This window comes from Arcanobacterium wilhelmae (assembly GCF_029632765.1).
Lineage (GTDB): Bacteria > Actinomycetota > Actinomycetes > Actinomycetales > Actinomycetaceae > Arcanobacterium > Arcanobacterium wilhelmae.
On the sequence record NZ_CP121247.1, the window covers coordinates 606,225 to 620,254 of the forward strand.

General features: G+C 61.7%; 7 protein-coding genes. 6 read left to right on the forward strand and 1 reads right to left on the reverse strand.

The features are described from left to right. The first annotated feature begins 110 nt into the window (after positions 1–110). The 6 genes from P8A24_RS02660 to P8A24_RS02685 all read left to right on the forward strand — a co-directional run bounded on the left by P8A24_RS02660 (position 111) and on the right by P8A24_RS02685 (position 11,563). Positions 111–3,896 carry a S8 family serine peptidase gene (locus P8A24_RS02660; protein ID WP_278059457.1) on the forward strand — a complete coding sequence of 1,262 codons (3,786 nt, stop codon included), beginning with the start codon at positions 111–113 and terminating at the stop codon, positions 3,894–3,896. Positions 3,897–4,058: 162 nt separating this feature from the next. After that, the gene (gene pcrA / locus P8A24_RS02665; RefSeq protein WP_278059459.1) at positions 4,059–6,518 is read left to right on the forward strand and encodes a DNA helicase PcrA; all 2,460 of its coding nucleotides are present in this window, start codon (positions 4,059–4,061) and stop codon (positions 6,516–6,518) included. Next, complete coding sequence (locus tag P8A24_RS02670) at positions 6,518–8,533, forward strand: acyltransferase family protein (protein WP_278059461.1); 2,016 nt, start codon at positions 6,518–6,520, stop codon at positions 8,531–8,533. Before pcrA ends, P8A24_RS02670 begins: the two co-directional genes overlap by 1 nt. Before the next feature lie 17 nt (positions 8,534–8,550). Beyond that, positions 8,551–9,969, forward strand: coding sequence for a cell division protein PerM (locus P8A24_RS02675; RefSeq protein WP_278059463.1), 1,419 nt, complete (start codon positions 8,551–8,553; stop codon positions 9,967–9,969). Continuing rightward, positions 9,966–10,235 (forward strand): DUF3017 domain-containing protein, encoded by a 270-nt coding sequence (locus P8A24_RS02680; protein ID WP_278059465.1) that lies wholly within the window; start codon positions 9,966–9,968, stop codon positions 10,233–10,235. The genes P8A24_RS02675 and P8A24_RS02680 overlap by 4 nt, the downstream gene beginning before the upstream one ends. Positions 10,236–10,255: 20 nt before the next feature. Further along, positions 10,256–11,563 carry a hemolysin family protein gene (locus P8A24_RS02685; protein ID WP_278059467.1) on the forward strand — a complete coding sequence of 436 codons (1,308 nt, stop codon included), beginning with the start codon at positions 10,256–10,258 and terminating at the stop codon, positions 11,561–11,563. Between the two features lie 115 nt (positions 11,564–11,678). On the opposite strand, the gene P8A24_RS02690 is transcribed toward P8A24_RS02685, so the two are convergent. After that, on the reverse strand, positions 11,679–13,928 hold the full coding sequence (locus P8A24_RS02690; RefSeq protein WP_278059469.1) for a 6-phosphofructokinase: 2,250 nt from the start codon (positions 13,926–13,928) through the stop codon (positions 11,679–11,681). Between the last annotated feature and the right edge of the window lie 102 nt (positions 13,929–14,030).

Here is a 14,030-nt window from a genome sequence, read left to right on the forward strand (position 1 = left end):
TCTCCTGGCGTTCTTTTTCTGTGAGAACTCGCTAAACTTAGGGTTGCCTTAGTTAGCACATCCCCCTCGAAGTGTCGCTAACGCCTGAGGGAGAATAGAAAGCAGAAACAGTGTTCACCACAAATATGAAGCGCCTTGGCGCGATCACGGCCACCGCCGTCGTCGTTGCCACCGCGATCACTCCGGCTGCCGTCGCAACGAGCGCGCCGGCGTCGGCGGAAACGAAAATCCAGCGCAGCGTAACCCTCCCGAACGGGAAAACCGCCACCAACGTGCCCGAGCGATGGTTCGTGAAACTCGCAGGGCCGTCTGTTGCGAAAGGTGGCGATGCCGCCACTATCCGTCGCTCGCAGGACGCGTTCAACGCACAGCTGCGCACCGACGGCATCGACGCCTCGGTCACCACGAAGTACGAAAAGCTCTGGAACGGCGTCGCGATCGATGCCTCCGCGGCCGAACTTGAGAAGATCGCGAAGCTCGGGGTAGTCGAGCAGATCAGCCCGGTGGTCGAGGTGCCGCGCCCGGCCCCGATCGTCGACAAGGCAAAGCCGGCAAAGCTCACGCCCGCACAGATCGCTGAAGGAATCGCAACCCCCTCGCTCTTCCACGCGAAAGAACAGGGCGGCGTGCTCGTTGGTCACAATGGCCAAAAGTACACGGGTAAGAACACCACGATCGCCATCATCGATACGGGCGTGGATTACGACCACCCAGATCTCGGTGGCAACGGCAAACCCAGCGAAGATACCAAAGAATCGCCCAACTTCCCCAACAACAAGGTGATCGGCGGATACGACTTCGTCGGTGACGACTTCACAGGCGGCTTCCTCGGGCGCCCCAGCCCTGATCCGTATCCGGACGATTGCGCCGGCCACGGTACGCATGTTGCGGGCATCGCGGCCGCAAAGAAGGGGCAGGCCGACGGCATCAACGGCGTCGCGCCCGACGCCAAGATCCGCGCCTACCGCATCTTTGGTTGCAACTCGAACACCACCGCCGAGCTGATCACGAAGGCGATGGAAAAGGCTGCGGAAGACGGCGTGGACATCGTCAACATGTCGATCGGCACCGATTACATGATCTTCGCCGACTACCCAACAGCCGTGGCTGCCGCCGAGCTTACCAAGAAGGGCATCACGGTGATCGTGGCCCAGGGCAACGTGGGCGACAAGGGCCGCTGGACCATGGGTGGCGCGGGCACCTCGTCTGGCGTGATCACCGTGGGATCGGTGGACAACGCGAAAGAAACTAACCACTTCCTCACGATGACTGGCAAGGACGGATTCGTGAAGAACAAGATCCCCTACGGCATCGGCGAAGGCGCTGCCGTGCTCGTGGTGCCACACGACACCGACGTGTTCCCTGTGGTTGAGGCGGCCCCCGCCTACGGCAAGGCCGAACTTGCCAAGGACGATCCGGCGCTCCTGTGCAGCGCACCGAAGGAAAACGCGTTCAAAGACAAAGCGGTGATCGTGCGCCGCGGAGGCGATGAAAAGAAGTGTAACTTCCGCACCAAGGCGTTCAATGCGCAAGCCGGCGGCGCGAAGATGCTCATCATCGACAACAACAAGGAAGGCACACTGTCGGTTTCGGTGATGCCGGAGAAGGACCGCGACGAACTGGTGCAAATCCCGGTGGTTTCCGTTTCCTTGAAGGACGGAAACGCGATGCGCGCCGCGCTCCAAGAAGGTTCGGAGATTACGTTCCCCACGGGGCATCAGGAATTCGAGGTGGCAACCGCGGGTGAAGTGTCCGAGTTTTCCAGCTGGGGCCTAAACTCGAACCTCGAGCTCAAGCCCGACGTCGTGGCGCCGGGTGGACGCATCTGGTCCACCTGGCCGCTCACGGGCTCACTCCAGTACCAGACTGTCTCCGGAACGTCGATGGCGGCTCCGTTCGTTGCTGGCGCTGCCGCGCTGATCCTCGAAGCGCACCCGGAAATCCGCACGCTTGAGGCGAAGAACCTCTCGAACGCGGTTGCTGAGCGTCTGCGCACCACCGCGAAACCGGTGGCATGGCACCACGGCAAGAGCGAGCTCGAGCCGATGGCACGCCAGGGCGCGGGCCTCGTGAACGTGGGCGCCGCGATCGAGGCGAACATCTCGATCACGCCGTCGGTGCTCAACCTCGGCCAGGCAGCCGACGTCGGCACCGACAAAGCCCTCAACAAGCATACCGTGACGGTGCGCAACAACGGCGCCACCCGCGTCGTCTATACGCTCTTGCACCGTGACGCCGTGACGATCACCGGCCCGGGTGCGAAGCCGGAGAAGAACACGGCCGCAAGTGCCGCGAAAGTCTCCACCGACGGCACAGAGATCACACTCGAGCCGAAGGCGTCGGTGGAACTCGAGGTCGTCGTTACCCCGCCAACGGGCATGAAAGACGGCGATTTCTATGGCGGCTTCATCACCTTCACGCCGAAGGGGGACGGCCAGGCGCTGTCGATCCCGTTCTCGGGCGTGGGTGGCGACATGGCGAAAGCCGACGTGCTCGGGCTCGCAAACGGCGGCAAGGTTGAGCTGAAGAACCGCGATTTCTACGATCTTGACCCCACTGTGGACGCGATGGGCCACAACGATTACACCAACACCGGTATGTACACCGACCCGGCTCGTTTCTCGTTCGAGCCGAACGTTCCCGTGGAAAAGATCGCGGTGGACGTGGCCCCGGTGGCGAAAGACGGCACCGTTGGCACACCGCTCGGGTTGAGTCTGACCGATATTCTCGCCGCTGACGGCGGGCTTGCCGAGTTCGTCAAGGGCGTGAAGTGGTCCTCCTCGCGCCCGGTGCACGGCAAGGTTGATCCGAGCCAGCGCTTCCGCTCCGCACCTGCCTGGTTCAGCTGGGACGGCTCCTACATCGACAAGGACAAGATCCGCCGCCAGGCGCCGAGCGGCAAGTACCAGATCACGATGTACGTGCTGCCGGTTGGCGAGAAGGGTACGTCGATCGAGGATTGGTATGCGTGGACAGCTCCGCAGCTGCGGATCGATTGGGATGACGCCTATTTCGCACCGACTGAGGGCGTGAAGGTTCTTGGCGGCAAGGCTGGCGACGAGGCGGTCATGGATTCCGACGCGTTCACGTCGGTTGCTGTTGAGGGGCGCAAGGCCACTCACACTATCGATCTGGGCAAGGAAATGCGCCTGGATACGGTGACCTATATTCCGGACCAGCTTGCGCCGATCGATCGCGCGACCTCGTGGACCGTGGAGTACTCGCTCGACAACAAGACCTGGGAGGAGCTCGGCAAGCGCGAGCTTCTCACCTTCCATCAGTACTGGAGTCGCATGGGCTTCCAGGGTGCGACCAAGGCGCGTTACCTGCGTGTGACGCTCGAGAACTCGCAAGAGGACGCGACCCGCGTTTCCGTTGCCGACATCCGCGTGACCGAGGCACGTCCGGACGCTCCGGATGCGACGCCGAAGGCTGAAAAGCCCGAGGGTGAGAAGCCGGGCGAGGCCGGTGCTCCGGCTCCGGAAAAGACACCGGGTTCCGAAGGGACACCGGGCGCTGAGAAGACACCGGGTAAGCCGGGTGCCGAGAAGACGCCGGTTCCGGGGAAGGTTCCGGGAACGACGCCGTCGGCTCCGGCCACGCCGACGCCGGGGAGCACGCCAGCACCGGGTAACTCGGCCACAGCTCCGGCCGCGCCGGCTGCACCGACGACGTCGGCGCCGTCGGGCACACCGACGAGCGCAGTGAAGACGCACGTCGCTGCAAAGCCGACGGCCGGTGCCACGTCGCAGAAGGCTGGAACGGCTGCTGCTCAGCCGAAGGGCCAGGCGGAGCTGTCGTTCACTGGCGCGTCGGTGAAAGTTGCGCTGGTGCTCTCGCTCATTGCGCTGGTGATCGGCGGTGCGATCGTGATGCGTCGGCGAGGCGAGAAGTAATCGCTGACTGGCAGGGGTGGGATTGTTGTGGCGAGAGTGCCACAACAATCCCACCCCTGTGCTCTACCCGAGGAAAACTGCGCACAATCGGGCAAAAGTGATCGACGCGCCGAAAGTGCACGCCAAAAACTGTCAGAGGTGCCCAGTAGACTGAGACGCAGTATGAGTGAGAATGATTTTTCTTCAGCAATGGCGCGCCTTCGCGCTCGAATCGACGCCGCGAAGGCTCGCTCGTCGGCCGAACCCGAGCCGGCGGAAACTTCAGCGCCCGCGAATGTTTTCGCACCGGCGTCGTCGGGAGCGGATCGGCTACTGGCAGGGCTGAACCCGGCACAGAAAGCCGCCGTCACGTCCACCGCGCCGTATGTTCTGGTAGTGGCGGGCGCAGGCTCGGGCAAAACGAAGGTGCTCACCACGCGTATCTCGTACCTGATCGCCACCGGGCGGGTTGCGCCCGGAGAGATCCTCGCGATCACCTTCACAAACAAGGCCGCCAAGGAGATGCGCGAGCGTCTTGAAGCGATGCTCGGCCCGCAGGCGCGGTACATGTGGATCTCCACCTTCCACTCGGCGTGCGTGCGGATCCTGCGCGCAGAACACGAAGCGATCGGCATGCGCTCCACGTTCACGATCTACGATTCGGCCGATTCGTTGCGGCTGATGACGATCGTTGCGCGCGAAGAGGGGATCGAATCCAAGGCACACCCGCCCAAGAAGCTCGTGCGCGCGGTCTCCGATTTGAAGAACGAGCTGGTCAGCGCAGCCGAGTTCGAGCGGGCAGCGAATGGGAAAGACGAACAGCTCCTCGCCAGGGCGTATACGGGCTACCAAAAGCGGCTCGCGGCGGCGAACGCCATGGATTTCGATGATCTCATCATGACAACCGTGCAGCTCCTTCGGAATAATCCGATGATCGCCGAGCATTACCGGCGCCGCTTCCGCCACGTGCTGGTAGACGAATACCAGGATACAAACGTCGCCCAGTACGAGCTGGTGCGAACCCTGGTAGGGGAGAAGGCAGATCCCATTCACGGTGAGCTCACGGTGGTGGGCGATGCAGACCAGTCGATCTACGCGTTCCGCGGCGCAACGATTCGCAACATCCAGGATTTTGAAAAAGACTTCCCGGATTCGCAGACCGTGCTCCTCGAACAGAACTACCGTTCCACGCAAAATATTCTCTCTGCGGCGAACGCCGTGATTTCCAATAACGACGGCCGGCGCGCGAAGAACCTTTGGACCGATTCGGGCAGCGGCGAGCCGCTCGTGGGCTACGTGGCCGATGCGGAATCGGACGAGAGCGCGTTCGTGGTCGAAGAGATCGATAAGCTCCGAGGCGAGGGCTACAAGTACGGTGATTTCGCGGTGTTCTATCGGGCGAACGCGCAATCGCGTGCGCTCGAAGAAATGTTCGTGCGCTCCGGAATTCCGTACAAGGTTGTCGGTGGAACCAAGTTTTATGATCGCAAGGAAATCAAGGACGCCATCGCCTATCTCCACGCCGTCGCAAACCCGGACGATACGGTGGCGATCCGTCGCATTCTCAACGAACCCAAGCGCGGGCTCGGTGCCAAGGCCGAGGAGACCGTTGCTATGTACGCGGCCCGCTTCGGCATGTCGTTCGGTGCTGCGCTCGCGGCAGTCGCGCACCCAGAAATGGGGGAGGTTGAAGGGCTCACCCCGCGCGCCCGCGCGTCGATGACCGCCTTTGTGACGATGCTCGAGGCGGCGCGCGCTCAGGCAGAGGCTGGCGCGGCCCCTGCGGACATTCTGGACGATCTGATGGACGCCTCGGGCTACCTTGATGTTCTACAAAAATCCAACGATCCGCAAGATGAAGTGCGTGTGGAGAACCTGGCAGAACTCCACTCGGTGGCCTCCGATTTCCGCGTGCTCAATCCTGAGGGCACGCTCGGAGAATTCCTCGATCAGATCTCCCTTGTTTCCGATACAGACCAGATTCCCGATGGCGAGGGCGAAGGTCAGGTGGTCCTCATGACCATCCACACTGCCAAGGGCCTCGAGTTCCCTGTCGTCTTTGTGACGGGCCTGGAAGATGGCACGTTCCCGCACATTCGCTCGCTCGGCTCGGCTCGCGAGCTCGCAGAAGAGCGTCGCCTCGCGTACGTGGCGCTCACTCGCGCTCGCGAACGCCTTTACGTCACTCGCGCCGCCACCCGTGCGCAGTACGGCGCGCCGCAGTCGCTGCCGCCGTCGCGCTTCCTTGAAGAGATCCCCGCCGACGTCATCACCTGGCGTCGCTCGGAAGCCGCCGTCGAATCTCTTCGCGGCGGCTGGGGAGGCTCTGGCTGGGGTGGCTCTGGCAGGTCCGGCTCGCGTTCGCGCTGGAACGACGACGCCGATTTTGCGCCAGCATACGGCGGAAAGTCCACCTTCACGCCTGGGAAACTCGACGGTTCAGACCCGGCCCCCGCGCCGGCGTCGGGCCCGCAGAATACCGGCGGCCTTGCTGTTGGGGATCGCGTGCGCCACAAGTCGTTCGGCACGGGAACCGTCGTGTCATTCGAGGGCGGGGGTAAATCCACTGTCGCAAAAGTTAAGTTCTCGAACGGCGCCACCAAGCGCCTCATGCTCCGATTCGCACCACTGGAGAAGATCTGATGAGTGAATATCCACGCAACACGTTCACATCCCGTCGCCCGAGCGGGAACCGCGCCGCGCAGCGCCTGCGTCGCGAGCCCGGAGCTCGCCCTGGAACTGGTGGAACTCGAGTTTCGGCGTCGATGAGCGACCACGGCGGATACATTGCCGGCCTGGACGGGCTGCGTGCCCTCGCAGTGCTCGCTGTGGTGATCTACCACGTCAGCCCCGCGATTTTGGCCGGTGGATACCTGGGAGTGGACGTCTTCTTCGTGATCTCCGGATTCCTCATCACCACTCTGATCCTGCGTGAAAAGCGCAAAACTGGCGGATTCGATCTTCGCGGGTTCTGGGTACGCCGTGCCCGCCGCCTCTTCCCGGCGTTTGTTGTGCTGATCCTCACCGTCGTGCCACTCGCGTGGGCGATCAATCGGGATCTGCTCGTGGGAATCGGTCGGCAGGTTCTCGGCGCGCTGACGTTCTCCACGAACTGGCTCGAGATCGCGCACGGTACCTCATATTTCGACCAAACTTCACCATTGCTGTTCAAGAACTTCTGGTCGCTCGCGATTGAAGAACAGTTCTACCTGTTCTGGCCGCTTGTGATGTTGGCTCTGCTCACGGTGCTCGCGAAACTCTGGCAGCGTCTCGCCATAGCGGCGATCCTCGCGGGCGGTTCCGCGTTGCTGATGGCAGTGCTTTACGATCCCGCGAATGTCACCTTCGTGTACTACGGCACCCACACGCACATGTTCGGGATCGCGCTTGGAATTGTGTTGGCGTTCATTTGGGCAGATCCTCGAGAGCCGTTCCTCGGCTCTGCCACATGGCGTGCAATGAACCAGCCGGTCGGAGCGGGCGCACTCGCGGTGATTGCGGTGGCGATGATCGTCCTTCCGGACGACGCCGAGGGGGCCTATCGTGGCGTGATCGCTCTCGTTAGTTCACTGACGGTGGTGGTGATCGCCGCGATGCTCGCGCCCGGATCGTTACTCGCGCGCCTCGCCGATAATCGAGTATTCCGCTGGGTTGGTTCGCGTTCATACGGACTGTACCTGTGGCACTGGCCGATCCTCGTGATGGTCACTGCACTGGTCCCCGCGGCGATTGGTACTGCGGCTTACTGGATCCGTGCTGCGATTGCTGTGGCGCTGACAGCGCTGATCTGTGAAGTCTCGTACCGATTCGTCGAGACTCCGGTAAGGAAGTTCGGCTTCCGCCGCGTATTCGACGCGCTGAAAACTGAAGTGAGTGCCTCGAGGGCAGGGAAGATCGCCGCTGGAGTTGTGGGGTTGCTCCTTGCACTGACACTCCTCGCCATCACATTTGCGCCTGCGAAGAGCTCAACCACGCTCCAAATCGAAGCTGGGGAAGCTGAGCCAGTTCACGCCGAAGCGAGCAGCTCAGCCGCCCCATCGGCGTCGGCGGCTCCGGCCAGCACGGAACAAGGAGCGGCGACGCGCGCACAGCGGGAAAAACTCCCCACAAAATTCGACACGAGTGTTCCTGCTACTGACGATATCACCGCGATCGGCGATTCCATGATCGCCGCATCAAAGGGAGGCTTCGTCCATGCGATGCCAGGAATCCGCTTCGTCGCGAAATCCAACATGCAGTGGAAGGATGCTGCTCGAATGGTGCGTCAGGGGCTCGCAGCCAACCAGATCGGTCGTGGAGTGATCATCACCTATGGCACGAACGCCGGCGTGCCAGATACGGAGAAGGTCCGTGAAGTGATGGATCTGCTTGGCCCTGATCGCATGATTGTGCTGGTGAATCTCTATTCGCCGTCCACCTTCGTGTCTGCCTCGAACAAGGAGCTCGCGAAGGTAGCGAAGGAGTACGCGAACGTTACCTTGCTTGATTGGAACGCCTACGTTTCGGGAAAACCGGCACTGTTGCAGGTCGATCAAACGCACCCGTCCATGAAGGGAGCCCTCGAGTTCGGGCAACTGGCGTACCGTACCCTGAAGGATTTTTCTGCGCAGTTGAGCTCGCAAGGCAGCACAGACAAGAATGAGGAGACGAAACGGTGACGATGGAAGGAACCCAGATGGACGACGAACTCACAGCGCTCCAGCGGGCCATCATCGTGGCAAAAGGTGCACTACTCGCCCCGGTGCTCACATGGCTCGTCGTCACCCTCGCCGTCCTCCTGTTCTATGTTGCCGACGCTGCCGCGCCTTCCCTTGGCGACGCTACCTGGGGTGATGCTGCGCGCTTCGCTTCCGGTTTTTTCCTCACCGCGTTTAGCGGCTCGGTGGCAGTGGGAGGTGGTTACCTGAGCTTGGCACCGCTCACGTTGACGCTTCTTGCCGTTGGCCTCACGTATGGCACGCTGCGGCGTCGAGGTGTTCTGAATTGGGGTGAATGGGCGGTGGCCACCGCCGTCCCCGTGGCGTTCGTCGGCATTGTGGGAGCGGTTTCGCGCCCTGGTGGCCCGTGGTGGGTTGCCCTTGTCGGTGCCTCTGTCTGGTTTGGCACAATCGTCGCGCTCGCAGGCCGTGAGTTCCTTGTCCCTGAGGCAAACACGGAGGCGTTTGACAGGATCGTGCACGTGGTGGTGCTCGTGGTGGTAGGGGTACTCGTTGTGGCAGTCCTCGCTGTGGGTGCTGGCCTGATCGCCGGCGCAGAGCGTATCGGCGCGATTCATTCCTCGTTCTTCGGCTCAGCACTGGATACTGCTGGGCTCACCGCACTGCAACTTGCCTACGTGCCAGATGCTCTTGTGTGGGGCTTCGCGTATCTCACTGGTGCCGGCTTTGCGATTGGAACTGGAACGAGTTTTTCCGCGCTCGGTGTCACAGCGCTTCCCCTGCCCGCGATTCCTGCGTTCGGGGCACTGCCGCAGGTGGGGTTTGCTGCGCCGTGGCTTGTTGGAGTTGTGGTTGTGGTTTTTGCGCTGCTGGGCGTGTACTACGGACGTCATCGGCGCACAGATCCGCTGACGGTTGTGCTCGCCGACGCCGGTGCGGGAGCAGTACTCAGCGCCCTCGTTATCTCGGCGCTTGTCTCAGCCGCATCCGGTTCTCTTGGCTCGGGCCGTATGGCCACGGTCGGTGGTAACGGTGGGCTCATCTTCGGCCTGACTCTCGCCGAGGTGGCCATCCCATTCGTACTTGTGAGTATGCTTTCGCATCCCACGTTCACCTCGTGGATTCGAGGGCGCGCCCAGAGCGCCTCCACGCACGCCAAAGCGACGATCTCAGCAATGGGAGAAAATCGCGAACGTGCGAAGGCGACGGCTGACGTCGAGCCCGCAGCCGGCGTCGCACCTGAAGAACACGTCGAATCCGACGTCGAGGTCGCTGCGGAGCTCAGAGAAAATCCCGATGCTACTGTCTCGGATGCCGAGGAGAGCTTCCTCAATGTCCCTAGCGCTGCCGCAAAGCCTCAAGATACACTCGATACTCAAGAGATTGACATCGTTCGTACGCAGGCATCGAACGAGGAAGCAGAAGAAACGAAGTGAACAACTACCAACTCCCACCTCTGGGATACTACGTTGTGCTCATCGCTTGGCTCGTTGTCGCGATCGGAACGGCGTTTCTTGTGAACGTCGGATGGGCGGCCGACGTACTGGCAACCGGTTTCGTCGCCCACGCGCTTGCTCGGGTGATTCTGCCGGCTGGCACTGTTCCTCAAGTCCGTTCGAAGCTCGTCGACGTCGCGTGGTGTCTCGCCTTCGCTGGCGCGATCACATTCTTCGCCTCTTTTGGTAATACGCCGCAACTGTAGCGGCCAAAGAAAGGAATACATTGGATTCATTGCTGGTCAACATTGTGTTTGTCCTGCTCTTTACGCTGATTGGTGCGCTTTTTTCGGCGTCTGAGATGGCGCTTGTCACGTTGCGTGATACTCAGATTGAATCGATGGCCATGACCTCGAAGTCGGGAGCTAAGATCAAGAAGCTTACTGATGATTCGAACCGTTTCCTTTCAGCTGTCCAGGTGGGCGTTACACTGGCGGGATTCTTCTCAGCTTCATTCGGCGCGTCGACGATTGCGCCCGCGTTTTCGCCTCTCTTCGTGAAGTGGGGCATGGGTGAAAGTGCCGCATCGACGACCGCCTTCATCGTGGTGACGATCGCGATCTCCTACATCTCGATCGTGCTCGGCGAGCTGGTGCCCAAGCGTTTGGCGATGCAGAGCGCGGAGACGTTCTCCAAGCTTGTTGCCTACCCGCTCACCGCGATCACCGCGTTGCTTTCGCCAGTGATTTGGTTCCTCGGGATCTCGGTGAACGTTGTTCTGCGCCTGCTTGGACGCGATCCGGAAGACAAGCGTGAGGAGATGGACGCCGAGGAGCTACGCTCGTACGTTGCCGGTTACGAGGCAATTCCTGCCACCGAACGCGACATGGTAGTGGATCTGTTGTCTGTCGGGGAGCGTACGGTCGAGGAGATTATGACCCCACGTACGGAGGTCGATTTTATCGACGCCGATTTGCCGATTCATGAGGCGCAGATGATGGTCAACGAGCTTGACCATTCCCGCTACCCGGTACGCGACAACCAGAATGACGACGAAGTGATCGGTTTCATCCACATTCGTGATCTCCTCGTGCCTGATCCGAAGGTGAAGGCCGTGCGCGATATTGTTCGAATCGTCCAGTTCTTCCCTGAGGGCAAGCCAGTGTTGGCGGCGCTCACGGAGATGCGTGCGCAGAATTCCCATCTGGCGATCGTGATCGACGAGTACGGCGGAACCGACGGCCTGATCACGTTGGAAGATGTGGTCGAAGAGTTCGTCGGCGAAATTCAAGACGAATACGATTCCGAATCCGACATCGACTATTCGTCCGAGTTCGGCGGAGAGGTTTCCGGCTTGCTTTCCCGCGCAGAGGTAGAGAAATACCTCGAGCGTGAACTTCCGGAGGGCCCGTTTGATACTCTCGCCGGTTACATGGTCGATGAGCTGGGGCGCATGCCGGAAGAAGGCGATGAGGTGATGCTTGGTTCTTTGATGCTCAAGGTTGCAGCGATGGACGGCCGACGCATCGATCGGATCACTGTGGCTCCGCAGCCGCTTGCGGATGCGGAGCCGGATGCAAATCCGAGTGAGTAAAATACTCGCGGCGCGCTGCTGACGACAGGCCGCGAACGATGAGTGATTGCCTCTGTGTGATGGGAGCGGGCGGCGGGAAAACCCGCCGCCCGCTCCTGGCGTTCACCGAGTGCATCTACTCGTTGTCGAGAACCACTGAGAGCGTGGTGAGCGGCTGATCGTAGTGCGCATCGGCCATCGCCGCGGCGATGCACGTGAGCCCCATCCACCATTGGTCATATGGCAGACGCGAATCCATGTCGATCAGTTCGGGCATGTGTGCCACCGGGAGAGACGTCATCTTCCCGTCCAAGTGCCCCACGTGGAACGCGCCGACCTTTCCGGCATCGAGTTGCTCTGCGAGGACGTCGAGTGCACGGTCCACCAAGCGCACGGCGAGCGTGCGATCGAACGGCGAGGGGCGTCCGCCTTGCTGGGTGTGCCCGATAATGTGCGAACGAACGTCGAATAGGCCGCCGCCCTCCTCCTCGAATGTGCGGCGCAGGAAATCCGTGGTGTAGTACTCGGAGGCCGATTCGTTGCGGATCGTCAAGTACAGGTGGCGGCCCTCGCTGAACGAGCGCACCATGCGGGCAGCGTCGTCGGCGAGGCGCGCAAGGGTGATCCCTTGCTCTGCCAGGTACACCTGCTCGGCGCCCGTCGTGATCGCGCTCATCAGCGCGAGGTACCCGCACTGGCGGCCCATCGTCTCGACGACGAATGCGCGTTGCGAGGCCGACGCCGACGCCTTAATCGCGTCGATCGTCTCAGCGTTCACGTTCAGCGCGGTGTCTGCGCCGATCGAGAGCTCCGAGCCGGGGAGGTTGTTGTCGATTGAGGAAGGCACGCACACCATCGGAATATTGAACGCGGGGTAGTGGCTACGTTCGGTCACCATGTTGTACACAGCCTTGTATCCCTTGAATCCGCCGATCATGACAAGGGCATCGAGCTTCGCATTCTCGATCGCACGGCCGAGCGCGTAATACTCGTCAGGCTCGGGGATTGTTCGCCGGGTACCGAGTTCCGCACCGGGCTCGGTTGCCCAGCCTTCGACGTCAGCCCACTCCAGTGAGCGGAACGTTCCGGCAAGCAGGCCAGGGAAGCCGCCCTCAATACCGACCATTTCCCAACCGCGCGAGAGACCGAGCTTGACTGCGGCGCGTGCCGCCGGGTTCATGCCTGGCGCGAGGCCACCAGAATGCAAGATACCCACGCGCTTGCGTTCGCCCTCGACCTTCGGAGCCGACGGCGCGGAGAGCGTTTCGAAAAGCGAGATCATTTTCCCGTAGCCGTGTCCGCGCGATTCGATGGCGTTGCCCCAATCTCCGGCAGCCATGTAATCCTTGACTTTGCGAGTATCGGCGATCGCCTCCATCATCGGAAGGCGAACGATGCGGTTGCGCTGGGTGCCGATGATCGTGGGCTCGTCGGCGTCGGTGGCGTTCACCATGTCCAAGGTGGCTGTGTAGCCGAGGACGGTGGACATCCAGCGGTCGTATGCCGACGGCGTGCCGCCGCGCTGTACGTGGCCAAGGTTGGTGATGCGGGCATCTTCACCCAGGCCAAGCTTGACGGCATCGGCGATCTGGTTTGCCGTGATCGGTGCGCCGGAACGGTCAATTGCGCCCTCAGCGAGGATGATGATCGAATCTCGACGGCCAGAGGCACGCCCTTCACGAAGCTTGTTGCACATCGCGGTTTCCCAGCCGGGCTCGGGCGGGTTCTCGGGGATGAAGACATAGTCCGAGCCGCCAACGATCGCGCTCATGAGCGCGAGGTAGCCGCAGTGGCGTCCCATCACTTCAATAATGAAGGTTCGCTGGTGGGAGGCGGCGGTGGAGGCGATGGCGTCCAATGCCTCCATGATGCGCGTGAGTGCGGAATCAGCGCCTACTGTCATGTCTGTTCCGACGAGGTCGTTATCAATGGATCCGACGACGCCGGCGATGTGGAGTTTCGAGTGGGCTGCGGCTTGTTCTCGGGTGATGGTTCCAGCGTTTGCGAGTTCTTCCAGGAGGGAGGGCCATTCGGCGCGGAGCATGTCGGCTCCGGTGAGGGTTCCATCGCCTCCGACGATCACCAGGCGGTCGATTCCTCGTTCGACGAAGTTTGCTACAGCTTTGCGGCGGCCTTCGCGCGTGCGGAATTCGTCGCTGCGGGCGGTGCCGATGGAGGTGCCGCCGCGTGGAAGGATGCCGGATGCGTCGTTCCAGGTGGTGGGGCGGATGTAGTCGCCTCCGGCGATTGCCCCCTTCCAGCCTTCGTGGATTGCGTAGGCTGTGGCGCCGGCGCTGTGAGCTGTTCGGATGATGGCACGAACGACGGCGTTCATGCCTTGGGCGTCGCCTCCGGAGGTGAGGAAGCCAATCTTGATATCACTCATGTGACTCATCTTACCGGGGTGGGGAGCGGGCGGTGTGTGCTCATCGGCCTACGAGGGAAAGTTGTCCACAGCTTGGCTTCGCGCCAAACGTGTCCACAGGTG

Coding starts and splice junctions, on each gene's coding strand:
- P8A24_RS02670 (WP_278059461.1), top strand. CDS start 6,518: ATGAGTGAATATCCACGCAACACGTTCACATCCCGTCGCCCGAGCGGG.
- P8A24_RS02675 (WP_278059463.1), top strand. CDS start 8,551: ATGGACGACGAACTCACAGCGCTCCAGCGGGCCATCATCGTGGCAAAA.
- P8A24_RS02690 (WP_278059469.1), bottom strand. CDS start 13,928: ATGAGTGATATCAAGATTGGCTTCCTCACCTCCGGAGGCGACGCCCAA.
- pcrA (WP_278059459.1), top strand. CDS start 4,059: ATGAGTGAGAATGATTTTTCTTCAGCAATGGCGCGCCTTCGCGCTCGA.